This window comes from Erythrobacter sp. AP23, from assembly GCF_001542855.1.
GTDB lineage: Bacteria > Pseudomonadota > Alphaproteobacteria > Sphingomonadales > Sphingomonadaceae > Qipengyuania.
The window spans coordinates 48,554-71,513 of sequence record NZ_LNBY01000016.1; the positions used below are offsets into that span (position 1 = coordinate 48,554).

Here is a 22,960-nt window from a genome sequence, read left to right on the forward strand (position 1 = left end):
TCAGACCATTGTTTCGGGTTGGACGAGGCGATCGAAGGTCGGCTCGTCCACCAGCCCGAGTTCGAGGCCCGCTTCCTTCAATGTCTGGCCGGTCTTGTGCGCGTGCTTGGCGATATTGGCGGCGTTGTCGTAGCCGATTTCGGGCGCCAGTGCGGTGACCAGCATCAGCGAACGGTCGACCAACGCGGCGATCTGCTCCTCGTTCGCCTCGATCCCTTCGACACAGCGTTCGGCAAAGCCATCCATTCCGATGGAGAGCAGCTCGATCGAGCGGATCACATTCGCGCCGATCAGGGGCATGAACACGTTGAGTTCGAAATGGCCCTGCATCCCGCCCACGGTCACCGCCTGGTGATTGCCGATCACCTGTCCGGCGACCATGGTCAGCATCTCGCACTGGGTCGGGTTGACCTTGCCCGGCATGATCGAACTGCCCGGCTCGTTGGCGGGCAGCGACAGTTCGCCGAGGCCCGAACGCGGTCCAGAACCGAGGAAGCGGATGTCGTTGGCGATCTTGTTGAGCGCCACGGCCAGCGTGTTCAGGGCGCCGGAGAAGAACACCAGCCCGTCCTTCGCGGCCAGTTGTTCGAACTTGTTGGGGGCGCTCTCGAACTGCATGCCGGTGATGTCGCTGATCGCCGCAGCCATGTCTTCGGCCCAGCCATCGGGTGCGTTGAGGCCCGTGCCGACCGCGGTGCCGCCGATCGCCAGCTTGCGGATATTGCCATCGAACGCGCCTTCGATCCTCGCCTTGCAGCTGACCAGCTGCGCGACATAGCCGGAGAATTCCTGTCCCAGCGTCAGCGGGGTGGCATCCTGCGTATGCGTGCGGCCGATCTTCACGATATCGGCAAACTCGTCTGATTTGGTCTGGAGCGAGGCGATCAGCCTGTCGACCGCGGGCAGCAGCGCGTCGCGCGTGGCCAGCGCGGTGGCGATATGCAGCGCGGTCGGGAAGCTGTCGTTCGAGCTTTGCGACATGTTGACGTGATCGTTGGGATGCACGGGCTCCTTGCCGCCGCGCGTGCCGGCCAGCTTCTCGTTGGCGATCCCGGCGATCACTTCGTTGAGGTTCATGTTGGTCTGCGTGCCGCTGCCGGTCTGGAAGATGGCGAGCGGGAACTGATCGTTATGATCGCCGGCCCGGATCGCCGCCGCGGCGGCTTCGATCGCATCCGCCAGCGTGGCGTCGAGGCCGTGTTTGCGGTTCGTCTTTGCAGCGGCCTGTTTGACCGTGGTCTGCGCATGGACGATCTCGAGCGGCATGCGCTGGTGATCCGGGAATGGGAAATTGATCAGACTGCGCTGAGTCTGTGCGCCCCAATAGGCATCGATTGGAACCTCGATCGGCCCGATCGAATCGGTTTCGGTTCGCGTCTCGCTCATCGTCTGCCTCCGTGCCGGAATGATGGATCACAGACCTATGATCGGCTGCCATCGATGGCCACCGGTCATTTGCCCTGCTCGCAATTTCAGCCTGTTCATGGCTCTCATGCGCACCTATCTCCTAGGTATGCTGCGCCAGTACGAACTCGTAGAACGGGTCAAGGAATACGACCCCGATGCCGACGAGGCGATGCTGAACCGCGCCTATGTCTATACCGTTCAGAAGCACGGCACGCAGACGCGCGCGAGCGGGGACCCGTATTTCAGCCATCCGGTCGAGGTCGCGGGCCTGATGACCGATCTGAAGCTCGACCAGGAGACCATCGCCACCGCGCTGCTCCACGACACGGTCGAGGATACGCTGGCAACGATCGAGGATATCGAGGAGCATTTCGGGACCGACGTCGCGCGGCTGGTCGACGGGGTGACCAAGCTTTCCAAGATCGAGCAGATGCCCGAGAACGAACGCGCGGCGGAGAACCTGCGCAAGTTCCTGCTCGCCATGAGCGAGGACATCCGCGTGCTGCTCGTCAAGCTTGGCGACCGGCTCCACAACATGCGCACGCTGCACTTCATCAAGAGCGAAGAAAAGCGCCGGCGTATCGCGCGCGAGACGATGGATATCTACGCCCCGCTCGCCGAGCGGATCGGCATGTACGAATATATGCGCGAGATGCAGATGCTCGCTTTCGAGCAGCTCGAGCCCGAAGCATTCGAGACCATAACCCAGCGGCTCGAGCAGATCCGCAGCGAGGACGGCGGCCAGGTCGATGCGATCGCGCTCGACATGAAGCATGCGCTCGCCGAGGCGGGCATCACCACCGAAGTCTCGGGCCGAGAGAAGCACCCCTATTCGATCTGGCGCAAGATGGCCGAGCGGCACGTCTCGTTCGAACAGGTGACCGACATCATGGCCTTTCGCATCATCTGCGAGGATGTCGCCGACTGCTATCGCGCACTCGGCGTGCTGCACACGACGTGGCAATTCCTGCCGGGCAAGTTCAAGGACTACATCTCGACGCCGAAGAACAACGGTTATCGCTCGCTCCACACCTCGCTGATCTACGGCAAGTCGATGCGCGTCGAGGTGCAGATCCGCACCCGCGAAATGCATCGCCTGAACGAATTCGGCCTCGCTGCGCATTGGGCCTACAAGCAGCAGGACCGGCCCGACGGGCAGGTCGGGTGGCTGCGCGATCTGATCGAGATCGTCGATGCCAGCCACGATCCCGACGAACTGCTCGAACACACGCGTCTGGCGATTTACCAGGATCGCATCTTCGCCTTCACGCCCAAGGGCGCGCTGTTCCAGCTGCCCAAGGGGGCGACGCCGGTCGATTTCGCATTCGCCGTGCACACCGATCTCGGCGCGCAGACCGTGGGGGCGAAGATCAACGGGCGGCACATGCCCCTGCGCACGCAGCTCAACAATGGCGACGTGGTCGAGATCATCAAGAGCAACAATGCCGACCCGCAGATGAGCTGGTTGGGTTTCGTCGTGACCGGCAAGGCGCGCGCTTCGATCCGCCGCGCCGTACGTCTCAAGGAACGCGCCGAAATAGCCGAAATCGGTCGCAAGCTGTTCGACGAGATCGCGCTGCGGGTGCCCGCCAAGATCGGCAAGAAGGCCCTGCGCGAAGCCCTCAAGCGGCTCGAGATGGAAGAGGACGAAGACCTCTATTACGCCATCGGTGCCGCCAAGATTCCCGACCGCGAGGTGATGGAGGCGCTTGTACCCGGCTGCACGGCCGAGCTGGAAGAGGATTTCGACTGGTCGCGCAGCGGTAAGGCGCTTTCCATTCGCGGGTTGACGCCGGGTGTGGGATTCCAGCTTGCCGAGTGTTGCCACCCGGTCCCGGGCGACCGCATCGTGGGCCTGCGCAAGCCGAATGAGCGGGTCGAGGTGCACACGATCGACTGCAGCCGGCTCGCCAGCGGGATCGATACCGACTGGATGGACCTGTCATGGGGCAAGCGTTCGCGCGGGGCAGTGGGCCGCTTGCGTGTGACGCTCTATGATCGGCCTGGCACGCTGGCCGAAATGGCGGGCATCTTCGCGCAGAACCACGTCAATGTGAAAAGTCTCGACCAGACGCAGCTCGATCATCCCTTCACCACTTACGAAATCGATCTCGAGGTGCAGGACGTGCCCCATCTGACGCGGATACTCAGCGCGCTGCGGGCGAGCGACTCCGTGGCGCAAGCAGAACGCGTATGAGCGCAGTTACCGGCATCGACCATGTCCAGCTCGCCATGCCGCATGGCGGAGAGCCGCATGCGCGACGCTTCTGGGTCGACCTCATGGGGCTGGAGGAAGTGGCCAAGCCCGCACACCTCGCGGTCAATGGCGGATGCTGGTTCGCAGGCGAGGAGATTGCGATCCATTGCGGGGTGGAGGATGCCTTCCTGCCCGCGCGCCGCGCGCATCCCGCGCTGCTGGTAAACGATCTGGCCAAGCTGGTCGCGCGGCTCGGCAAGGCGGGCATCCGCTTCAAGCCGGGCAAGGATCTGGAAGGCTATGTGCGCGGCGATATCGCCGATCCCTTCGGCAATCGCATAGAGCTGATGCAGAAAGTCTAGAGCAGCTCGAGCGTCAACTCGGCTGCGTCACCCGCGGCCAAGTCTTCCGCCTTCAGCACCTTCTTTCCCACCAGCAGCCACCATTCGCCGGTTTTCGAGGGAAAGACCGACGTCTTCCATCGCGTCCCACCGATCTCTGCCACGACCTTGACCGATCCGAAGCCGCGACGCCCGCCCATCTCGAGCCGCCGCAGCCGCTCGTGCACGGTGATTTCCTCGGCGCAGGCGCCGTCGATGGTTAGCAGATGGTAGGTCGCCTGCTCACCCTGCCAGCGAGTGATCTCGCCACGCCAGGCAAGCGTCTCGGTCAATCAAGGATCCGCCGCACGGGAACCGGAATGTTGCAGATGTCGGCTCCGCCGGCGGGCACGTTGAAGAAGGGGTCGCGCCGGTTCGCTCGGGCATCGGCATAGCGGGCGAAACTCGCGCTATCGGTGGAAAGGAACTCGAAGGCCGGGCGCTCGCCTTGGGGAAGGTCGCTGGCGACGCACACCGACAGAATCGGCACGCGCTTGCTCTCATCCTCGTAGAAGCCGAGCTGACCCTTGCCGCGCGGCAGGCTGGAGAGGTGCTCCATTCCTTCTACGATCCGCCCGACGAGCGCGATATTGCGGTCGAGATGGCGCGGTGCGTGGCCGATCACAGTGTAAAGCTCGGCCCCCGTACCCGCATCGGGTGACAGGTTCCGGCCTACGCCGACCATGCCATAGCAATGGATCGGCCAGACGGTCGCGGGCTCGCCTTCCTCGTCCGAACCGATGTTCGAGGCGAGCGGCCAGCCCTGGTAAAACAGCGATAGCTGCGCGTAAGCATCGACGAGCCCGTTGGCGAGGATCACCGCCGCGGTCCGGTCATCGGACGCGATGTAGCTGTCTGCTTCGAGCGCGAGATCGCGTTCGGAATCGGTCAACAATGTCGAGAGGCTGATGGCGTCGCCGGAAACCGCATAGTCCTCCTCGGTCGTGGCGACGAGTGCTGCGGGAAGCGCCTTGGGCCGGCCCGAGCTCTCCGGGTTGTCGTAATTCGCATCGCCCCACTGGACGACGTAATTGTCCTGCACGCGGTTGACGGTGATGTCGTCGAACCAGCCCGAACGCGCAAAGGTGCGGATGTTCTTGACCCAGTTTTGGCCGAAAGGCGCGGGCATCAACTGGATCAGCACCTCGCGCTCGGCCCCATCGGCAGCCGGCGCGAGCGTCATGACCAGAAGGTCTTCTGGCGCAATTGCCACCCATTCCTCCGTTACCGCCTCGGCGACGATCTGGTTGGGCGAAGGATGAGGCGCCGCCTCCTGCGCGCTGGCAGGTGAGGCAAGCGCGATCAGCGCGGCGAGCGAAATCAGTGGCTTCGTCATGTATGGAGAGGTGCCACTGCGCGCGGAAAAACAAAAGCCCCCTCTCGCGCATTGTAGGGGCGAAAGGGGGCTTCGAGACGGTGTTCGCAGGGTATGCCTGATCCGCGCAGCACCGCCACTGGCCGCTTGTAACACGAAAAACGCATTTTGGAATATCTCCGTTCCGCTTCGGCTTGCGAAACCCACCGGTCGCCGCTAGACGCGCGCCTTCTTGTTTGCGCGGTCGCTTTTGCTGCTTGAGCGCGAAGGCCAATCCGGCGGCCTTCGGCCTTACGTAGCGCAAGATGCGGTAAGCCAAACAAGAATGCGGAGCAGTGGCCGAGTGGTCGAAGGCGCACGCCTGGAAAGTGTGTATACGGTAACCCCGTATCGAGGGTTCGAATCCCTCCTGCTCCGCCACCTAGTCTTATTTTCTCCATTTTCCTGAGAATTGGCCCCACAGAATGGCGCAGTTCTGCGGGTTTTGTGGCGTAAGATGGTAGCGCGGAGGGCCCTGCTATGGCCATGCTCCCTCGCGAGTATGGAGATTTTATCCCTGGATGATCGGTGAGTGCCCTTTCAGAGCAAATGCACCTGCTGGTAAGGAGTGAGCGGGCAGAGCGGTGAAATGCCTTGCAAGAAGAAGCCAGCCAGCCCGTTCCGCTACTTCAACTCCTCGCCCGAGGTGATCCGCTTGGTGGTGATGATGTATGTGCGGTTTCCGCTGTCCTTGCGGAACGTGGAAGATTTGCTGGCCGAGCGCGGGATCGACATCTGCCACGAAACCGTACGCCACTGGTGGAACAGGTTCGGCCCGCTCTTTGCAGGTGATATCAGGAGGCAAAGGGTCAGCCGCATGCGCGGCTTCAGGCAGTGGCGCTGGCACCTCGACGAGATGTACGCGAAGATCAACGGCGAGATGCATTACCTCTGGCGCGCGGTCGACCAGGAGGGCGAGATCCTCGAAAGCTACATCACTAAGACCCGCGACAAGAACGCAGCTTTGCGCTTCATGAAGAAGGCATTGAAACGGCATGGTTCGCCCGAGGCGATCACCACAGATGGTCTGCGCTCCTACAAGGCGGCGATGTGACCGAGCTCGGCATTCAGGAGAAGTAGGAGGTCGGACGCTGGGTCAACAACCAGGTGGAGAACAGCCACCTCTCGTTCCGACGACGAGAGCGATCGATGCAGCGGTTCAAGCGAATGAAGAGCTTACAAAAGTTCGCTTCGGTTCACGCCAACGTCCACAACCACTTCAACCTCGAACGCCACCTCGTCGATAGACAGACCTACAAGACCCACCGCTCGGCCGCATTGGCCGGGTGGCAATCGCACGGCCTGACCAAACGCGGACAGGGGACAGCTACGTCGATCGGAGACGAGTTGCGATTAGACTGACAGCACCGTTCCCCCCGATATCGCTCTCGGCGTAGTCGCTTCGGATCAGCGGATCGCTCGAACAACATCCTGATCTTACAATGTTAGTTCGATTTTTAAACCAGCGGGTTTTCGCCGCTCATATAGACATAGACTTCCTGGAACTTCGCGCCGTCCGGACCCGGTCGCACGCGCCAGAAATTGGTGTTGAACAGCCGTGTCACCGAGCCATCCTCGGCGGTCAGCACGGCTTCGAAGCTGGCGGCGATGCGGCCGTTCTTCTCGTCCACCGTGCAGGTGAAATCCTTGTGTACGATGGTTTCGTAAGCGGCGAAGAAATCCTCGAACATGCGGCGGATTTCGGCCTTGCCCGCATGACGGGTCCAAGCGGTCTGGACGCAGAACAATGCCTCGTCGTGGAAGCAGTCGAGCGTCGCAGCCATGTTCTTGGCATCGACGTTTCCGAAATAGGTCCGCGTCGCCAGTTCGATCAGCTCGGCGCGCGAGAGGACGGGTTCGTACTGCATCAGGCGTCCCCTTCCTTGAGCAGGTTGTCGCCGCTCATATAGACATAGACGCGGTGGAACTTGTCGCCCTTGAGGTAGAAGCGGTTGCAGTTCTCGTAGCGCAGCTCTTCGCCGCCTTCCGGCGTGATGAGGACGGTGAATTGCGAGCAGATCGTGTTGGTGTCGGGGTCCGCGGTGTGGACGAAATTGCCGTGCCAGATCGAGGAAAAATCGGAGAACAGCTTGTCGAACATCGCGCGGATTGCGCCGATCCCGTCATGCACCGTCTTCGAGGTCGCCTCGGTCAGCACCGCGTCCTCGGTGAAGCAGTCGAGCACCTTGTCGAGCTGCTTGTTGTCGACCCCGTCGAAATAGCGCTTGGTGACGATATCGACGTAATAGGGATAGGGCAGCGCCTGCTGCCCCTCACCGCCCTCGCTCCAGCTCATTGCCATCCTCTCCTGATATCTTCGTCTTTGCCGACTTCGGGCGCGGGAAACGCTTTTTTCGAATGCGTGAGCCCGAGCCCGATCAGCATTTCGAGATGCTTGTAGGCGACCTGGCCCGGGTTCAGCACCGGGATCGGCAGCTCGCCTGCGAGGAAAGCGGCCGACTGGTGCATGGTGGTCGAGCCGAGCACGATCACGTCGGCGCCGTCTTCCTCGATCGCGCGCGTTGCCTCGCGCTTCAGCTTGTCGAAGATAACCTCTTCCTTGCCCGCGAGCAGCTCGGTGACGTCGGGTCGGGTGTCGATCGACCGCAGCGAAGCGACCCGGTTCCACAAGCCGTATTCGGTCAGCGTCTTCTCGTAGAGCGGGAACCATTCGGGCCACATGGTGAGGACGGTGAATTTCTTGCCCAGCATCATCGCGGTGCAAAAACTCGCCTCGCCCGGGCCGACCACGGGGATCGACAGCCGCGAGCGGAGTGCGCGCAGCCCGCTGTCGGAGACGGTATCGATCAGCACGCCGGCATAGCCGTCTTCCTCGGCATCGATCCCGGCCTGGAACACGGTCCAGTCCATCAGCAGCATGTCGTGATAGCTGTCGCCGAGCGCCGCGCCCCAGGGCACGGCGGCGAATTCGGGCGCGAAGCCGGGCGCGACGAAGCTGCCCGGCAATTGCTCGGCGCGCGCGGCAACGCCCGCTTCGTCCATCGGGATCGGTACGATCACCTTGATGCGCTTGGTCTCAGCCACGCTGCATTCTCCTCACGCGATGGGATCGGTCAAAACTTGACGCCGGCTTCGACCCCGAAGCGCCGCAGTGCGCCGGGCGAGATGAACGAGCCGCCGAACTCGATCGCGGGGATCACCTCGTTGAGATATTTCTCGTTGGTGAGGTTGTCGGCGAACACCGTCAGCGACCAGCGGTCGGTCTCGACCCCGACGCGGACATCGAGCACTTCGAACGTGTCGCGCCGGGTGATCGAATAGTCGGCATCGCCAACGACGCCGGGCAGCACCAGCTTGTTCGGCGATGTGACCGGATCGGCAGGCAATGGCAGCAACCCGCTGAACAAGGTTGGCGACATGTCATCCTGCACCGTGTGGAACCAGGTCGGCCCGGTGATCCGGTAATCGGCGCGCGCGACGAAATCGAGCGTGTCGGTCAGCGGAAGGTCGAGCTGGGTCCCGAGATTGATCGTGTAATCGGCAGTGTAGGGCGATTCGTTGCCGACCGTGATCGGGCGCGAGGCGTTGGCCTTGATCTCGCTCTCGGTCAGGTTGACCGAGCCGAACACGTCCCAGCCGGGCAGCAGCTCGGCATTGAGATTGAACTCTGCCCCGTAGACTTCGACCTCGTCGATGTTCGAGACCACGCGCAGCAGCCCGAACGCCCCGACGAAGAACTCGAAGAACTGCATGTCGTCGATCTCGGTGTAGTAGCCGGCGAGATCGAAATTCACCCGGCCGTCGAGCAGCGTGCCCTTGACGCCGGCTTCGAACGCGCTCGACTTCTCCTTGCGGAAGACATCCTCGATCAGGATGTTGGTGCCGATGAACTGGTTGAACGCCTGGTCGACGATCGCCGCCGAACCCTGGTTGTTGAAGCCGCCCGATTTGAAGCCGATGCCCCAATTGGCGTAGAAATTGACATCGTCGGTAATCGCATAGCGCAGCGAGATCTTGGGCTGGAGCTGCTTGAAAGTCTGCGACTGGTCGGGGATCGGGCCGAACGCCTGTCCCGGATTGATCGGCCCGCCGGTGAAGGGATCGGTCGCGACCGGCACCAGGTTGGTGACCGAACGGTCCTCGATATCGTAACGCAGCGCGATGCCGATATCGAGCCGGTCGGTGGCCTCGAAATCGGCCGAACCAAACACCGCGTAGACGTTGGTCGAGAAATCGTCGTGATAGAGCTGCGTGGTCGGATTGGCCGATCCAGCCGGGTTGAACAGCTGGCGCGTAATACCGTTGCCGAGATCTGCGCCGAGGCTGACCCCGACCTGCCGGTCGATATGGAGGTAATAGGCGCCGACCTGCCAGTCGACCGGCCCGCCATTGTTCGATGCGAGCCGGATCTCGGCGCTGAAATCGCTTTGGTCGCGGATCTGGTATTGCGTCCCGTCGCAGCTGGTCGGGCTGTAGGGCCCGAAGGTCGAGCCGCCGATCGGATCGAAGATGAATGGCACCGGGTTGCTGCCGATAAAGCCGGGCTGGTTGACTGGGAAGCCGGTCAGATTGGCAGTGGTCGCAAAGCACAGATTGGAGGCAGCGACCGAATCCGGCGTCGCGCCGGGGAAGGTGAAGCGCGCGAAGTCCGCCGACGTCCCGTCCGCGCCGAGTTCCTGCTCGACATCGCTGTAGAGCAGCCAGGCGGTCAGCGTGACGGCGTCGAATTCGTGCTCGACCTTGGCCGAGACCTCGAAGGTCTGCTGCTCGTTGAAGGGCCGGATATTGGAATAGAAATTGAACGGGTGCTCGTTCACATCCTCAAAGAAAGCCGGGTTGACACCGGCGAAATTGGGCAGGTGGAAGGCCGCGTTGAAATTGATCGAAGCCCCTGACAGGTCGGCATAGCGGGCCTTGATGTCGAGCTCGGTCGCGTCGCTCAGCTGGGCGACGAAGCGCCCGTCGATCGACCAGATTTCCTGGTCGTCGACCGTGTTCGAGCCGAGGAAGCCATTGCGGTAGAAGCCGTCGGTGGTGAAATAGTTGCCCGACAGCACGATGCCGGCACCCTCGCCGACCGGAGTCGCGATATAGGCGGTGGCCGAATAGGTGTCGTCTTCCGCCGCGCTGACGCGGACTCCGCCTTCGAGAAAATCGTCGGGCTTGAACGTTTGGATCACGATCGCGCCCGCAGCCGCGTTGCGGCCGTAAAGCGCGCCCTGCGGACCTTTGAGGATCTCGATCTGGCGCAGCGTCCCCTGATCCTGGTTGAGCTGCGCGGTGTTGGTCTTGAGGATGCCGTCGACCACCAGCGCGACCGAGCTTTCGGCATCGCGCGCGCCGTTGATGCCGCGAATATTGATCTGCGTGTCGCCCGCCTCTGCGGTGCCGGTGACGATGGTGACGCCGGGGGTAAGCTGAACGAATTCGTCGGCGCGCTCGATTCCGGTTTTCTCGAGCGTCTCGGCGGAGAGGACCGTGACCGATGCGGGCACATCGATCAGCGCTTCGTCCTGACGCCGCGCTGTGACGATGATCGGGGGATTGGCCTCCGAGGTTTCCGCCGCGGCCTGGTCGTCGCCGTCCTGGGCATGGGCGATGCCCGTGAAGGCCGGTGCCGTCAGGGCGGAGGTAAGCAGGAGCCCTTTGAACGATCGCATAATCGAATTCTCCCCGTTATCGTCCGCCAGTCAGCGCCGGCGGCAATTGAACCTTGCGACCTGCGCTTCTTATTGTATACAAAATTGCGCAGTCAAGGTCCGAGGAGAACAAATGTCGCGTGCGTCCGACAGAGCCTACAGCACGATTCGCGAGATGATCGTCTCGGGCGAGCTCGCGCCGGGCGATTCGCTGCGCGAGGAGGCGCTCGCGGAAATCTGCGACGTTTCGCGTACTCCCGTGCGCGAGGCGCTGCGGCGACTCGAGGCGGACATGCTGATCCATAAGACCGAGTCGCAGCGCAGCTATGTCGCCGACTGGTCGCTCGACGATATCGGCGACGCCTTCGAACTGCGCGCGATGCTCGAGGGGCATGCCGCCCGGCGCGCGGCGAAGCGAATCGACGATGCGACGCTGCAGGCGCTGCGCGAGTGCAATGCCCGCATCGGCAAGGCGGTGATCGCCTCTCCGCCCGATGTCGACGGCTTTCTCGAACTCAACCGCGAATTCCATGCGTTGATTCTCGAAACCGCCGAATCCCGGCGTCTCACCGGCTTGCTCACAGCGCTGATCGAGCAACCGGTCGTGTGGCGCACCGCGCATCACTACGGGAAGGACGAATTGCGCCGTTCGCACCAGGAGCATGACGAGCTGCTCGCGGCTTTCGCACGCGGCGACGGGGCGTGGGCCGAATCGATCATGGCGGGCCATATCCGGCGTGCCTTTCACGCCTATGCCGATGCCCATCGCGGGCTGACCGCGATCCATAGCGCAGGCGGGAAGAAGCAGGCATGAGCGCAAAAATGTATACAGATGCAGTGGAAATGGTCGAAGTCAGCCCACGCGACGGTTTGCAGAACGAGCGCCGCGAAGTGTCGACCGAAGACAAGCTGGCGCTGATCGAACGCGCGATCGCGGCCGGATCGCGGCGGATCGAAGTCACCAGCTTCGTGAACCCGCGCGCGGTCCCGCAGATGGCCGATGCCGAGGCGGTTTGCGACGGCCTGCCCGATCGTGAGGACGTGACCTATATCGGCCTCGTGATGAACATGCGCGGGGCGGAGCGCGCGATCGCCACGGGGCGGATCGACCAGCTGGGCGCTGTCGCGGTCAGCACCGACCAGTTCGCGATGGCGAACCAGGGCCAAACCAGCGACGGCTCCGTCGAAGCATGCCGCGAAATCATTGCCCGCGCCCGCGCAGAGGGACTGACCGCACAGGCGACCATCGCCGCCAGCTTCGGCTGCCCGTTCGAGGGCGAAGTCGGCGAGGACCGCGTGCTTGCCATGGCGACCGCGATCGCCGAGGCCGGGCCGGTCGAAATCGCGCTCGCCGACACGATCGGGGTCGGCAATCCGGCGCATGTCGAGCGGCTCGTGACCCGCGTGGGCGCGGCAATCCATCCGCTTCCGGTGCGGGTCCATTTCCACAACACGCGCGGCACCGGCTTGGCCAATGTCTGGGCCGCCATCGGCGCGGGGGCGAGTGTCGTCGACGCCTCGATCGGCGGTCTCGGGGGCTGCCCCTTTGCCCCCGGGGCCGCCGGCAATGTCGCGACCGAGGACGTCGCCTACATGCTCGAACGCGCCGGTATCGCGACCGGACTCGACCTCGACCGGCTCATCGACACCAATCGCTGGCTCGCCGGCGTGATGGACAAGGACCTGCCCGCCATGGTCGGCAAGGCCGGCGGCTTTCCCAAGCCCGAGAACTCAACAACCGAAAGGACCGCTGCCTGATGCGCTATAGGCTGGGCGTCGATGTGGGGGGCACGTTCACCGACCTCCTGCTGTTCGACAACGAAACGGGCGAATTCTGGCGCGAGAAGACACCGTCGACTCCCGCAGACAGCTCGGAAGGGATCCTCACCGGGGTCGCTTCGATCACGCAGGAAGCGGGCGTCGATCCGGCCGAGATCGAGTTCTTCCTCCACGGCACGACGGTCGCGACCAATGCCGTGCTCGAAGGGAAGGGCGCGCGCGTCGGGCTGATCGTGACCGAGGGCTATCGCGACATCATGCAGATCGCGCGCAGCTTCGTGCCCGGCGGCCTCGCGGCGTGGATCGTGTGGCCCAAGCCCGAACCGCTCGCCGCGCTCGAGGATACGGTCACCATTGCCGGCCGGATGGACGCCGACGGCAACGAGGTCCGTCCGCTGGACGAGGACCAGGTCCGCGCGCAGCTGCGAGCGCTGAAGGACGCCGGCGTCGAGGCGATCACCGTCAGCCTGATCAATTCCTACGTCAACGGCGCGCACGAGAAGCGCGTCGGTGCCATCGCGCACGAGACGATGCAGGACATCCCGGTCTCGCTCAGCCACGAAGTCCTGCCCGAAATGCAGGAATACGAGCGCACGCTGTCGACCGTCGCCAACGCCTCGGTGCGGCCGGTGGTGGGCAAATATGTTTCCAATCTGCGCGACAAGCTGCATGCCTCGGGCGTGACCGGCAAGCTCTCGCTGCTGCGCTCCGACGGCGGGTTGATGAGTTCGCAGGCGGCCGAGGAGCATCCGGTCAATATCCTGATGTCGGGCCCGGCCGGCGGGGTCACCGGCGCGCTATGGGTAGCGAAGAATGCCGGCTTCAAGAACATCCTCACGCTCGATGTCGGCGGCACCTCGACCGATGTCGCGCTGATCGAGAATCTCGAACCGCGCCGCGTGCGCACCACCGAAGTCGGGCACCTGTCGGTGCGCGCCTCCTCGCTCGACGTGAAGACGGTTGGCGCGGGCGGGGGTTCGATCGCCTATGTGCCGGAGCTTACCGGGGCCCTTCGGGTCGGCCCGGAAAGCGCGGGCGCCGTCCCGGGACCGGTCGCGTATGGAAAGGGCGGCGAACAGCCCACCGTGACCGATGCCAATGTCGTGCTCGGCTACCTGCCGGAAGACCTCCTCGGCGGATCGTTCAAGCTCGACCGGGACGGCGCCCGTAGAGCGGTGCAGACGATTGCCGACGCGCTCGACATCGGACTGATGGACGCCGCGCGCGGCATCATCGACATCGTCAACGAGAACATGTTCGGCGCTTTGCGCATGATCAGCGTCCAGCAGGGCTACGATCCGCGCCATTTCGCGCTGATGGGCTTTGGCGGGGCGGGGCCGCTGCATGTCAATGCCGTCGCCAAGCTGATGGGCAGCTGGCCGGCGATTTCGCCGGTCTCGCCCGGCGTGCTGTGCGCGCTCGGCGATGCGACGACGCGGATGCGGACCGAAACCGCGCGCAGCTTCAGCCGGCTCGCAACCGAGACTCGCGTCGAGGAACTGGTCGCGGTGCTCGACGAGATGGCCGCGCAAACCCATGCCGAGCTGACCGAGGACGGCATCCCCGAAAGCCACATCACCAGCGAATTCGAAGTCGATGTCCGCTATGCCGGCCAGGCCTTCGAAGTGCCGCTGACGATCGATCCCGAAACGCTCCGCTCCGAGGGCATCGACGGCATCCTGGCGCGCTTCGACGCCGAGCATCGCCGGCTGTTCACTTTCAACATGGATACCCCGCACGAGATCGTGAACCTGCGCGCGGTTGCGCTCGGCGAAGCGCCGCAATTGCCCGCCGCCGAGCTCGCCAGGGGCGACGGCAATGCGGACGCTGCGAAAATCGGCGATCACACGGTGTGGATGGACGGCAAGCAGCAGGACGCCGGCATCTACCACCGCGCCGAGCTCAAGCAGGGCGACACCATCCCCGGCCCCGCCATCATCACCGAGATGGATTCCACCACGCTCATCGAAACCGGCTGCGTCGCGACGATCGACGCGGTCGGCAACATCCTGATCAACCCCGCCTGAGGTCACCCGCCATGCCTGCAGAGATCATCCAGGAAAACACCGCCGCTTTCGACCAGGTCGCAATCGACCCGGTCACGCTCGACATCATCGAGAACGCGCTCAGGAACGCGCGGATCGAGATGGACGCGACACTGGTGCGCACCGCCATGTCGCCGGGCATCCGCGAACAGGGCGATGCCTTCCCGCTGATCGCCGATCCGGCGGGCAAGATGATCGTCGGCCAGTTCGGCAGTTTCATCGACGGCTTCCTCCGCCAGTTCGACGGGACGATCGAGGATGGCGACATGATCTTCCTGTCCGATCCCTATTCCTGCGAGGGCGCGATCAGCCATTCGAACGACTGGCTGGTGCTGCTGCCGGTCTACAAGGACGGGCGCCTGCTCGCCTGGACCGCGATGTTCGGCCACCAGTCGGATATCGGCGGCAAGGTGGTCGGCTCGATGCCGATCGACGCCAAGTCGATCTTCGAAGAGGGCGTGCGCATTCCGCCAGTCAAGATCTGGAAGAAGGGCGAATACAACGAAGACCTGATGAAGCTCGTCATGCACCAGACGAGAAAGCCCGACTGGTGCCAGGCGGACCTCAACGCGCTGATCGCCTCGTGCCGGGTGGCCGCGCGCCGGGTGATCGAGATGGCCGAACGCTTCGGCGACGATGTCTATGTCTCGGCGACGCAAGAACTGCTCGCGCGCAACCACCGCGCGATGAAGGCGCTGATCGCGCAGGCGGTGGCCGAGGAACCGGTCGGCTTCGAGGACTATGTCTGCGACGACGGGCTCGGCTACGGCCCCTACAAGATCAAGTGCACCATGTGGCGCGAGGGCGACAAGGTGATCCTCGATTTCGACGGCACAGATCCGCAATCCGCCGCCTCGATCAACTTCTATCTCAACGAGAACATGTTCAAGATGTTCTTCGGCATCTACATGATCATGGTCTTCGACCCGCAGATCCTGTTCAACGACGGGTTCTACGACCTAATCGACGTGCGGATCCCCGAAGGCTCGCTGCTCAAGCCGCAATTCCCCGCCGCATTGTCGGGCCGCACCCATGCGCTCGGGCGCATTTTCGATATCCTCGGCGGGCTGCTCGGCCAGAAGACGCCGGAATTCCTGAACGCGGCCGGTTTCAGTTCCTCGCCGCACCTGTTCTATTCGGGCTGGGACAACCGCGACAGCCGCGAGGGCGAGTGGTTCCAGCTGTTCCAGATCGGCTTCGGCGGCATTCCCGGCCGCCCGCTCGGCGACGGTCCCGACGGGCACTCGCTGTGGCCGGGCTTTACCAATGTCCCCAACGAATTCCTCGAGCGCTATTTCCCCTTGCGGATCGAGCGCTACGAGACCGAGCCCGACAGCGGCGGGGCGGGGCTCCATCGCGGCGGTAATGGCATCCACATGACCTACCGCTTCCTCGCCGACGGGCAGATCGCAATCCACGACGACCGCTGGTTCGTGCCGCCCTGGGGTGTCAATGGCGGCCAGCCCGGCAAGCGCGCGCGCAAGCTGATCGAGCGCGCCGACGGCACCACCGAGATCGTCGGCAACAAGGTCGACGACGTCGAAGTGCGCGCGGGCGACCAGCTCCATTTCATCACCTGGGGCGGGGGCGGCTGGGGCGATCCGCTCGAACGCGATCCGCAAGCGGTGGCTCGCGAAATCCGCGAGGGGCTGGTGACAGCCGAAGGCGCGCGCGATTACGGCGTCGTCGCCGATGACGATGGCGTGGTCGACCAGCAGGCGACCGAACGCCTGCGCGCGGAAATGCGTGGGAGCCGCAAGGAAGGCGAAGTGTTCAATTTCGGCCCCGGCATCGAGCAATTGCGCGCCTCGTGCGAGGACGAAACCGGGCTTCCCGCGCCGATCCAGCCCGAATGGCACGATCACCAGACCGCCGAGGCGGCCGAATGAGCCAGCCGCCCAATACCGGCGCCCTCAAGGGCCTGCGCGTGGTCGAGATGGGCCAGCTGCTCGCCGGCCCGTTCTGCGGCCAGCTGCTGGGCGATATGGGGGCCGAGATCATCAAGCTCGAACCGCCCGGGCGCGGCGACCCGATGCGCGACTGGGGGCTGGGCGAGGAAAAGGTCCAGTGGGAAGTGATCGCGCGCAACAAGAAGTCCGCCACCTGCAATCTGCGCGTGCCCGAGGGCCAGGACCTCGCGCGCAGGCTGATCGCGACCGCCGATATCGTGATCGAGAACTTCAAGCCCGGTACGCTCGAACGGTGGGGGCTGGCGCCCGAGGATCTGCTGAAAGAGCAGCCGGGCCTGATTATCGCGCGGATGTCGGGCTACGGCCAGGATGGCCCCTATTCGGATCGCGCCGGTTTCGGCGGGATCGGCGAGGCGATGGGCGGCTGGCGCTACATCGTCGGCGAACCCGACCGGCCGCCGGCGCGCATGGGCATCTCGATCGGCGACACTTTATGCGCGACCTATGGCTGCATGGGCGTGCTCGCCGCGCTCCATCACCGCGAGAAGACCGGCGAGGGCCAGGTGATCGACACCGCACTCTACGAAGCGGTGCTGCAGGTAATGGAGGGGCTCGTTCCCGAATACGATCATGGCGGGGTGATCCGCGAGCGCTCGGGCTCGATCCTGCCGGGGATTGCGCCCTCCAACGTCTACCAGTGCAAGGACGGCCCGTTCATGATCGGGGCCAATAACGATGCGATCTTCAAACGACTCACGCAGGCGATGGGGCGGCCCGACCTCGCCGAGGACCAGGACTATGCAACCCATGTCGGGCGCGGCCGGAAGCAGGCCGAGCTCGATGCAATCATCAATGCATGGACCGCGCAGCACACGATCGACGAGGTCGATGCGCTGATGATCGAGCACTCGATCCCGGCAGGCCGGGTCTATACCGCGAAGGACATGCTGGCCGACCCGCATTTCCAGGCGCGCGAGGCTATCGTCGAGGTCGAGACCGATGGCCGCGGCAAGCTCAGGATGCAGAACGCGTTTCCGCGCTTTTCGAAGACCCCGTCGGGCATCCGCCGGCCCGCGCCGGTGACGCCGGGCCAGCACAATGCGGAAATCTACGGCACGCTGCTCGGGATCGGCGGCGAGGAGTTGGAGCGGCTGGCGGCGCAGGACGTGATCTGATGTCCTCCTCCGACCTGACGGAGAATTACGCCAAGGCCTTTGCCGGCCATCTCGAGCCGGGGAACACACCCGCGCTGCTGCTGGTCGACATGGTCGACGCCTATCTGCGCGAGGATTCGCCGCTTTTTTGCGAGACCGCTGCCGCTGCGGTGGAGCACGCCGCCGGGCTGCTCGAAACTGCCCGCGCGGCCGGACGGCAGGTCGTCTTTACCAATGTCGCCTATGAGCCGGGCGGGGCCGATGGCGGCCTGTTCTACCGCAAGACGCCGGTGCTGCGCGTGTTCGAACGCGGATCGCCGCTCGGAGAATTCCCGGACGCCTTGCAGCCGCGCGACGGCGAATGGGTGGTGACCAAGCAATACCCCTCCGCCTTCTTCGCCACCGGCCTGGCAGAGCGGCTCCACGATGCCGGGGTCGATACGTTGATCGTGGCCGGTTTCTCGACCTCGGGCTGCGTCCGCGCCTCGGCGCTCGACGCTTTGCAATACGGCTTCGCCCCGTTCGTCGTGCGCGACGCCTGCGCCGACCGCCACGAAGGGCCGCACGAGGCCAACCTGTTCGACCTGCAGGCGAAATATGCCGAAGTGGTGGGTGAAAGAGCCGCTGCCGAGATACTCACGCTGAGGCAACGCCACCTCTCACCATAATCAACTCTCGTTAATGTCATTTAAGCAAATTTGACGCGGGCGATTTCCATTACGGCTCAAGCTTGGCCAACTCGTCGAGCACCAAGACCAGTCAGCGGGACTTGACCTGGATGGCCCAGATCAGCGCGATAGCCCGCTGGTAAAATGGAACGGGTCGACGCGGTAGAGTGTCTTATACTGCTCGCAATTCCGACTTTGGACCTGAGAAAAGTTATGGTTAGACTGACAGCACCGCTACCGGCCTTTTCAGGACGGTCCAGAACTTTCTTCAATCAATCTTCTAGACGATCATGCACGGGTTTGGCGAGCGGGCCTTGTCCCGGATGTGCGCCTGCTTGGCGATCGGACGATCATGGACCCGATGCTGGCGCATACGCCTACGGAATGAGCGCAAGTGAGGTGCGCTCCATCGGGCAGTCGATAGGCCGCGCCGTCCCAACTCGCCTGGCGATGGAGCGACACGATCACGGATGGGGCGAACCCTCCCAGCGCGATCGTCGATGGCCCTCGCAGCCAAGTCTCCGGGAGGTCGAAAGGTCGCAAGCCAGTGCGACGCCTGACGAATTAACCAAAGGCCGCCACGGGGTTCTCGCGCCCCTTGGACACGGCGGCAAGGTTTTGATTATGCGTTAAGTTTCACGAATTCCAGTTCGGGAAACCCCTCATCAGCAGATTGGTCGAGCTTGTCATAATAAGCATTCGCGCCGCCGAAATAGATCAGGACGCGCGGCGCCTTGTCGTCCCGGTTTGCGCCCATCATCCAGGAATTCACTTCATCGCCATGGGCCATCAGCGTCTGGTTGTGGATCTCTGCCGTGTGCGCGGTCCATTCGCGCTCTGCCTCTATGCGCGGCTTGAACACGTCGTATCCCTCGTGCTGCATCTTTTGCAGGCACCGGGTAATCCAGATCACATTCTGTTCGATGGACGTCGGCAGGTTCGCGAAGGGCGCCTGCGGCCCGGTCACGATGAACAGGTTCGGAAATCCGGCCACGCAGACGCCCATTATCGAGTCCGACGACCGCTCCCATTTCTCGCGCAGAGTCTGCCCATCGGACCCGTAGATCGGGAACGCCTCGAGCGCGCCCGTATAGGCCTTGAAGCCCGTAGCAAGGACGATGATGTCGCATTCATAGTCCTTGCGCGTGGTTCGCAATCCGGTTTCGGTGATTTCCTCCAGCGGCTCGCGCTCCTTGATGTCCACAAGGGTCACATTGTCGCGATTGAGCGACGACAGGTAACCATGATCCAGCGGCGGGCGCTTGGCAAAGAGCGGATAGTCGTCGACATTCGGAGCGACCAGATCCGCGATCTCGGGATCTTCGACCTGTTCCTTCATTTTGCGGGTGATGAACTCGGAGGCCAGGCGATTGGCTTCGGGATTGGTGAGCAGGTCGTCGAAGGTCTCGAAAACCCACCGGAAGCTGCCCGTCCAGTTCTCCTCGAAAACGCGCTGCACCTCGTCCGCCGGAGTGTCGGCAACTGTCCTGCCCGTGGGGCTGTCGAATGCCATGCCGAATGCGTGGTTACGGCATTTCTCGACGATCTCGTCGTAATTTTCCTTGATCTCCCTTTCCCACTCGGAGGTCATCGGCCTTTGCATGGCCGGCAGAATGTAGTTGGGCGTGCGCTGGAACACCGTGACGCTGGCCGCCTTTTCGGCGAGGACGGGCACCAACTGGACGGTAGTGGACCCCGAGCCGATCACGGCGATCTTCTTCCCCGCGTAATCGAGCCCCCTGGGCCAGCGCGACGAGTGGAAAATCGGTCCCTCGAACCGGTCCAGACCTTCGATTTTCGGGATCATCGGCTCCGAGATCATTCCCATCCCGCTGATGAGAAACCTGCAGGTGTAGGTCTCGTCGGCATCCGTTGTGACCCGCCAATATCCCAGTTCGCCCAAATATTCCGCTTTGACGATCTCGGTATCCAGCTGGATGTGCGGCCACATGTCGCACTCGTCGGCCACGAAGCGCATATAGGCCTGCGTCTCTTCGAAGCCCGGATAGCGCTTTGTCCAGGACCACTTCTGCAGCAAGTCCTTCGAAAAGGTCAGGCAATAGTAATAGCTTTCGCTGTCGGTCGCCGCTCCCGGATAACAATTCCAGCTCCACGTACCGCCTATGTCCAGGGCGCGGTCGAATACGCGGATCGAAAGTCCCTCTTTGCGAAGATAGTGGATCAATGCCAGGCCCGCGAACCCGGCACCGATTCCGATCGCGTCGAAGTCCGGAGCGGGTTTGGATTCGCGCGTGGCCGTGGCCACACCGGTGCCGGTTTCCTCAGTCGTCATCGTTCTTTCTCTCCACAATTCCAGCAGCTTGTAGTTCGCGCCTTCAATGACCTGCCCCGCTCGACTCCCTGTCGCTGATCGCTCGAAGGGGATCGGCGGCTCCGATTTCAGCCAGAAGGTCTTCCCGATCTGCATCTCGCCGCCACATTCTCGGCCGGACTGGTGTCGTCCGTTCGTACCGAGGCGCGGGCCTGGGCTGGACAAAGCCGTCGGCCTCGCAATAGCTCTCGCGCACCCGATTGTGTTCGTGCCCTATCGCATCGTCCATCGTTAGGACTTCGGTAAAGCAGCAGTCGATCGGCTTCAGTTCCTCGACCCATTTCGAACGGGCCGCGGAGGCAAAAAGTGCTGACAGGCGTTCCTTCATGGCCGGCCATTTCGACCGGTCGTGCTGTGCCGAAAACAGGGGGTCCCCGCTCAAACCGACCGCTTCGAGGAACCTCGAATAGAACTTGGCTTCTATTGCTCCGATGGCGACGAACTGGCCATCCGCACATTCGTAACACGCATAGAATGGAGCCCCGCCGTCGAGCAGGTTTTCGCCGCGCCCACCATCCCACATGCTATTGTGCTTGAGAGACCACATGCCCGCCATAAGTGCAGCGGAACCGTCGGCCATCGCGCAGTCGATGACGCGCCCGCGCCCATCGGTCCGTGCGGCGAGCAGGGCGGATACGAAACCGAATGCGAGCAGCATGCCACCGCCGCCATAGTCGCCGATGAGGTTCAAGGGAGGCGCGGGCGGTCGATCCTCGGGGCCGAGGGCTGCAAGACAACCGGTCATCGAGATGTAATTGAGGTCATGTCCGGCCAGGGCCGAGAGCGGCCCGCTTTGTCCCCACCCGGTCATGCGGCCGTAAACGAGTGTGGGATTGCGCTGCATCATGGCGTCGGGCCCGAGCCCGAGCCGCTCGACAACGCCTGGCCGGAAGCCTTCGATCAAACCATCGGCGGTTTCGACGAGCCGCGCGACGATTTCGACCGATTCCGGATCCTTCAAGTCGAGCGTGATGGTCCGGCGTGAACGGAGCAGGACATCGCGCTCCTGATCCTGCGATAGGGGGTCGCTGCCGCCCGGACGATCGATGCGAATGACTTCGGCGCCATGATCGGCCAGCATCATGCCGCAAAACGGGGTCGGGCCAATGCCGGCAAGTTCGATGACGCGCACGCCCTCGAGCACCGGCCGCATCAATTCCCGATACTCGCGGTCGCCCCGGCTCATCTTCTCCGCTTTCCAGACCGAAATAGAGAAGTCGGGCAGGACTTTTCATCCCTTGAGCCCCGCTTGGAGGCCAAGGTGAAAGAAAGGTACGGCAAGTGCGGGGGCTCCAAGACCTTGGCCACGACATCTCTCCCATGACCATCGGTCGACGCCGACGATCTGATGTTATTTGTTAGCGTCTAACAAATTGCAGATCAAGTGTGAATGCCCGTGCGGTGCGGGCTCATGCTGGCTTGGATCAAGCGAGCGGCAATCGCTCAGGGGGCGATCCCGAAGGTTTCCCTCGTGGATCGACGGAAGGCCTCGAATTCCCTTGCCAGATCGACGCTCTCGGGAGCTACGAGCCACTGGTAGATCGTTCCGAAGATGAAGCTGCAGAAGCCGAATGCATAGGACTGCGCATCGACAGTTTCCGCGATCTCACCGCTGGCAATGCCTTCCTCGACCCAATGCGCGACGTCGCTTCGGTAGATCTGGTGATAGGCGGCAAGATGGGTCCGCACGTCGTTGTGCGAGCTGATCGACTCGAACCACAGGACATACATCGCCTTCATGTATCCTGTGTGGCTTGCCAGAAAGCCTTCCACCGCCCGCAGCGCCGCGAGGCACGCCTGGGCGCCGGTCTGCTCGCCAACCTTGTTGGCGAGTTCCCGCGTCCAGCTCGTGTTGAAGTGCAGAACCAGTTGACCGAACAGTGCGTCTTTCGAGCCGAAACGGCTTGAAGCCAATCCCCGTGAATAGCCTGCCCTTTCACCGACCGATTTCAGCGTGGTGGCATGCGTTCCCTGCTCGACGATCAGTTGCATCGCAGCATCGAACATCCGGGCGTCGGAAAGGGCGGTGCGTTCAGCCTGGGTACGGCGACGCGCACGCGGCTTTTTCGGCTGCTGGATCGGCTCCGCGCCATGGACCTTGGTCACCTCGCGCAGTGAGGCCTTACCTTTCATG

18 protein-coding genes, 1 tRNA gene and 1 pseudogene are annotated in these 22,960 nt (G+C 63.3%); 10 read left to right on the forward strand and 10 right to left on the reverse strand.

The genetic code is table 11. The features are described 5' to 3' along the window. A complete protein-coding gene (gene fumC, locus ASS64_RS09425; RefSeq protein ID WP_067693325.1) occupies positions 1 to 1,386 on the reverse strand; it encodes a class II fumarate hydratase in 1,386 nt (461 codons plus the stop codon). Positions 1,387 to 1,513: 127 nt separating this feature from the next. Here fumC and ASS64_RS09430 point away from each other — a divergent pair, with 127 nt between their 5' ends. Both ASS64_RS09430 and ASS64_RS09435 read left to right on the forward strand, forming a co-directional pair. Further along, a complete protein-coding gene (locus ASS64_RS09430) occupies positions 1,514 to 3,604 on the forward strand; it encodes a bifunctional (p)ppGpp synthetase/guanosine-3',5'-bis(diphosphate) 3'-pyrophosphohydrolase (RefSeq protein WP_067693592.1) in 2,091 nt (696 codons plus the stop codon). After that, a complete protein-coding gene (locus ASS64_RS09435) occupies positions 3,601 to 3,966 on the forward strand; it encodes a VOC family protein (RefSeq protein ID WP_067693328.1) in 366 nt (121 codons plus the stop codon). Before ASS64_RS09430 ends, ASS64_RS09435 begins: the two co-directional genes overlap by 4 nt. On the opposite strand, the gene ASS64_RS09440 is transcribed toward ASS64_RS09435, so the two are convergent. Together ASS64_RS09440 and ASS64_RS09445 are read right to left on the reverse strand one after the other, a co-directional pair. Continuing rightward, a complete protein-coding gene (locus ASS64_RS09440; RefSeq protein WP_067693331.1) occupies positions 3,963 to 4,277 on the reverse strand; it encodes a DUF1905 domain-containing protein in 315 nt (104 codons plus the stop codon). The genes ASS64_RS09435 and ASS64_RS09440 overlap by 4 nt on opposite strands. Continuing rightward, the gene (locus ASS64_RS09445; protein ID WP_067693334.1) at positions 4,274 to 5,320 is read right to left on the reverse strand and encodes a peptidylprolyl isomerase; all 1,047 of its coding nucleotides are present in this window, start codon (positions 5,318 to 5,320) and stop codon (positions 4,274 to 4,276) included. The genes ASS64_RS09440 and ASS64_RS09445 overlap by 4 nt, the downstream gene beginning before the upstream one ends. 308 nt (positions 5,321 to 5,628) lie before the next feature. Here ASS64_RS09445 and ASS64_RS09450 point away from each other — a divergent pair. Together ASS64_RS09450 and ASS64_RS09455 are read left to right on the forward strand one after the other, a co-directional pair. After that, positions 5,629 to 5,719: transfer RNA gene (locus ASS64_RS09450), tRNA-Ser, on the forward strand. A gap of 208 nt (positions 5,720 to 5,927) precedes the next feature. Then, positions 5,928 to 6,700, forward strand: a pseudogene (locus ASS64_RS09455) (IS6 family transposase). 95 nt (positions 6,701 to 6,795) lie between these two features. Here ASS64_RS09455 and ASS64_RS09460 read toward each other — a convergent pair. Genes ASS64_RS09460 through ASS64_RS09475 form a run of 4 tightly spaced genes read right to left on the reverse strand, consistent with a single transcriptional unit; the run spans position 6,796 to position 10,959 of the window. Further along, positions 6,796 to 7,206 carry a nuclear transport factor 2 family protein gene (locus tag ASS64_RS09460; RefSeq protein ID WP_067693337.1) on the reverse strand — a complete coding sequence of 137 codons (411 nt, stop codon included), beginning with the start codon at positions 7,204 to 7,206 and terminating at the stop codon, positions 6,796 to 6,798. After that, positions 7,206 to 7,634, reverse strand: coding sequence for a nuclear transport factor 2 family protein (locus ASS64_RS09465; RefSeq protein WP_067693340.1), 429 nt, complete (start codon positions 7,632 to 7,634; stop codon positions 7,206 to 7,208). Before ASS64_RS09465 ends, ASS64_RS09460 begins: the two co-directional genes overlap by 1 nt. Further along, positions 7,631 to 8,383 carry an aspartate/glutamate racemase family protein gene (locus ASS64_RS09470; RefSeq protein WP_198147688.1) on the reverse strand — a complete coding sequence of 251 codons (753 nt, stop codon included), beginning with the start codon at positions 8,381 to 8,383 and terminating at the stop codon, positions 7,631 to 7,633. The genes ASS64_RS09465 and ASS64_RS09470 overlap by 4 nt, the downstream gene beginning before the upstream one ends. 29 nt (positions 8,384 to 8,412) lie before the next feature. Continuing rightward, a complete protein-coding gene (locus ASS64_RS09475; RefSeq protein ID WP_067693343.1) occupies positions 8,413 to 10,959 on the reverse strand; it encodes a TonB-dependent receptor in 2,547 nt (848 codons plus the stop codon). Positions 10,960 to 11,071: 112 nt separating this feature from the next. Here ASS64_RS09475 and ASS64_RS09480 point away from each other — a divergent pair, with 112 nt between their 5' ends. Genes ASS64_RS09480 through ASS64_RS09505 form a run of 6 tightly spaced genes read left to right on the forward strand, consistent with a single transcriptional unit; the run spans position 11,072 to position 18,494 of the window. Further along, a complete protein-coding gene (locus ASS64_RS09480; protein WP_067693346.1) occupies positions 11,072 to 11,752 on the forward strand; it encodes a GntR family transcriptional regulator in 681 nt (226 codons plus the stop codon). An 8-nt stretch (positions 11,753 to 11,760) separates the two neighbouring features. Beyond that, complete coding sequence (locus ASS64_RS09485; RefSeq protein WP_157075142.1) at positions 11,761 to 12,696, forward strand: hydroxymethylglutaryl-CoA lyase; 936 nt, start codon at positions 11,761 to 11,763, stop codon at positions 12,694 to 12,696. After that, positions 12,696 to 14,744 carry a hydantoinase/oxoprolinase family protein gene (locus ASS64_RS09490; RefSeq protein WP_067693352.1) on the forward strand — a complete coding sequence of 683 codons (2,049 nt, stop codon included), beginning with the start codon at positions 12,696 to 12,698 and terminating at the stop codon, positions 14,742 to 14,744. The genes ASS64_RS09485 and ASS64_RS09490 overlap by 1 nt, the downstream gene beginning before the upstream one ends. An 11-nt stretch (positions 14,745 to 14,755) precedes the next feature. Further along, complete coding sequence (locus ASS64_RS09495) at positions 14,756 to 16,651, forward strand: hydantoinase B/oxoprolinase family protein (protein ID WP_067693354.1); 1,896 nt, start codon at positions 14,756 to 14,758, stop codon at positions 16,649 to 16,651. Then, on the forward strand, positions 16,648 to 17,847 hold the full coding sequence (locus tag ASS64_RS09500) for a CaiB/BaiF CoA-transferase family protein (RefSeq protein ID WP_067693356.1): 1,200 nt from the start codon (positions 16,648 to 16,650) through the stop codon (positions 17,845 to 17,847). The genes ASS64_RS09495 and ASS64_RS09500 overlap by 4 nt, the downstream gene beginning before the upstream one ends. Continuing rightward, a complete protein-coding gene (locus ASS64_RS09505; RefSeq protein ID WP_067693358.1) occupies positions 17,847 to 18,494 on the forward strand; it encodes an isochorismatase family protein in 648 nt (215 codons plus the stop codon). Before ASS64_RS09500 ends, ASS64_RS09505 begins: the two co-directional genes overlap by 1 nt. A 622-nt stretch (positions 18,495 to 19,116) precedes the next feature. Here the strand turns inward: ASS64_RS09505 and ASS64_RS09510 are convergent. From ASS64_RS09510 to ASS64_RS09520, 3 genes are all read right to left on the reverse strand, one after another. Beyond that, complete coding sequence (locus tag ASS64_RS09510) at positions 19,117 to 20,787, reverse strand: NAD(P)/FAD-dependent oxidoreductase (protein ID WP_067693361.1); 1,671 nt, start codon at positions 20,785 to 20,787, stop codon at positions 19,117 to 19,119. Positions 20,788 to 20,830: 43 nt separating this feature from the next. Then, entirely contained in the window at positions 20,831 to 22,012 is a 1,182-nt protein-coding gene (locus ASS64_RS09515) for a CaiB/BaiF CoA-transferase family protein (protein WP_234002368.1), read from the reverse strand. Positions 22,013 to 22,269: 257 nt separating this feature from the next. Then, entirely contained in the window at positions 22,270 to 22,959 is a 690-nt protein-coding gene (locus tag ASS64_RS09520; protein ID WP_067693364.1) for a TetR/AcrR family transcriptional regulator, read from the reverse strand. Position 22,960 lies beyond the last annotated feature (1 nt).

Coding starts and splice junctions, on each gene's coding strand:
- fumC (WP_067693325.1), bottom strand. CDS start 1,386: ATGAGCGAGACGCGAACCGAAACCGATTCGATCGGGCCGATCGAGGTT.
- ASS64_RS09430 (WP_067693592.1), top strand. CDS start 1,514: ATGCTGCGCCAGTACGAACTCGTAGAACGGGTCAAGGAATACGACCCC.
- ASS64_RS09435 (WP_067693328.1), top strand. CDS start 3,601: ATGAGCGCAGTTACCGGCATCGACCATGTCCAGCTCGCCATGCCGCAT.
- ASS64_RS09445 (WP_067693334.1), bottom strand. CDS start 5,320: ATGACGAAGCCACTGATTTCGCTCGCCGCGCTGATCGCGCTTGCCTCA.
- ASS64_RS09460 (WP_067693337.1), bottom strand. CDS start 7,206: ATGCAGTACGAACCCGTCCTCTCGCGCGCCGAGCTGATCGAACTGGCG.
- ASS64_RS09465 (WP_067693340.1), bottom strand. CDS start 7,634: ATGAGCTGGAGCGAGGGCGGTGAGGGGCAGCAGGCGCTGCCCTATCCC.
- ASS64_RS09475 (WP_067693343.1), bottom strand. CDS start 10,959: ATGCGATCGTTCAAAGGGCTCCTGCTTACCTCCGCCCTGACGGCACCG.
- ASS64_RS09480 (WP_067693346.1), top strand. CDS start 11,072: ATGTCGCGTGCGTCCGACAGAGCCTACAGCACGATTCGCGAGATGATC.
- ASS64_RS09485 (WP_157075142.1), top strand. CDS start 11,761: ATGTATACAGATGCAGTGGAAATGGTCGAAGTCAGCCCACGCGACGGT.
- ASS64_RS09490 (WP_067693352.1), top strand. CDS start 12,696: ATGCGCTATAGGCTGGGCGTCGATGTGGGGGGCACGTTCACCGACCTC.
- ASS64_RS09495 (WP_067693354.1), top strand. CDS start 14,756: ATGCCTGCAGAGATCATCCAGGAAAACACCGCCGCTTTCGACCAGGTC.
- ASS64_RS09500 (WP_067693356.1), top strand. CDS start 16,648: ATGAGCCAGCCGCCCAATACCGGCGCCCTCAAGGGCCTGCGCGTGGTC.
- ASS64_RS09505 (WP_067693358.1), top strand. CDS start 17,847: ATGTCCTCCTCCGACCTGACGGAGAATTACGCCAAGGCCTTTGCCGGC.
- ASS64_RS09510 (WP_067693361.1), bottom strand. CDS start 20,787: ATGACGACTGAGGAAACCGGCACCGGTGTGGCCACGGCCACGCGCGAA.
- ASS64_RS09515 (WP_234002368.1), bottom strand. CDS start 22,012: ATGAGCCGGGGCGACCGCGAGTATCGGGAATTGATGCGGCCGGTGCTC.
- ASS64_RS09520 (WP_067693364.1), bottom strand. CDS start 22,959: ATGAAAGGTAAGGCCTCACTGCGCGAGGTGACCAAGGTCCATGGCGCG.